At 42.3% G+C, this 534-nt stretch carries 1 pseudogene; it reads right to left on the minus strand.

The features are described from left to right. Positions 1-311 (minus strand): annotated as a pseudogene (locus ECA1_RS16710) (PTS sugar transporter subunit IIC); the annotation flags it as partial. Between the last annotated feature and the right edge of the window lie 223 nt (positions 312-534).

Below are 534 nucleotides of genomic sequence, written 5' to 3' on the forward strand. Positions count from 1 at the left end.
CCTTGCAAAGAAGGTGCCGCCATTACGATCGTGGCTAAACCAAACCCCATAAAGAAGAAGCCCCACATTTCTTTGGAAACCATCACTTTTAGTAAAATCGCAAAACCGACATACCGCATCATGCCCCCAGCTGCGCCGAGCCCACCCATCAACCATTGAGGGATCGCTGCGACCGCTTGATTCCCGAAAGCAGCACCGCCGATAAAGAATAAGACCACGATCAAGCCGAAGATCGTTCCAAGACCCGCCATCGCTAAATAATTGATTCGATCAATCCCCTTCGTATTGGCATCATGGGCGTAGCTGTCGGCTTTTACGAGAAAAAATTTGCTCCTTTCACTGAAGAAAAAGAATATCAAGTCGGAGAGTAGTTAGCAAAAACGTAAGATTCAATCACCACTTTGGAGAATACGATTGAATCATTTAAAGGGAATCAATTTGCAAGATAATTCAAACCAAAATTTTACTAGAATTATCGAAAAGACGATTCAAGTTGATTGAATCGAAAATTGATCGAAATCTCAAAAATGGTAA

It is taken from the genome of Enterococcus casseliflavus NBRC 100478 (assembly GCF_001544095.1).
GTDB lineage: Bacteria > Bacillota > Bacilli > Lactobacillales > Enterococcaceae > Enterococcus_D > Enterococcus_D casseliflavus.